At 51.9% G+C, this 260-nt stretch carries 1 protein-coding gene; it reads left to right on the top strand.

Features of this window, described 5'->3' with window-relative positions; translation table 11 throughout:
* On the top strand, window positions 1-252 hold a 252-nt coding region (locus tag AC3XQU_RS24210), incomplete at its 5' end, for a hypothetical protein (RefSeq protein ID WP_489876668.1).
* Window positions 253-260: the final 8 nt, after the last annotated feature.

Below are 260 nucleotides of genomic sequence, written 5' to 3'. Positions count from 1 at the left end.
GACATCCTAGTCTTTTCGCACGGGCAATTTCTCAACGCGGTAGCTTGGCTCATCAAGCGTAGGCCACTCCAGGTTGATGCCCAAGCGATGATCGAGTGGCGCAGGTATGAGATCGATAATCACGTTCCTAATGGTTGTGGTTATGTCGTGACCCGCGCGCTAGGCGATTCTTCGTGGGCAGTGAGTGATTCAATCGATTTAGATGGGGCGGTTAATCTCAACAAGCTCCAAGCAAGGTCTCCCATGCCATGAGCATCGAA

Source organism: Telluria sp. AZSoR62 (assembly GCF_058111565.1).
This window is presented reverse-complemented; position numbering and strand designations above follow the sequence as displayed.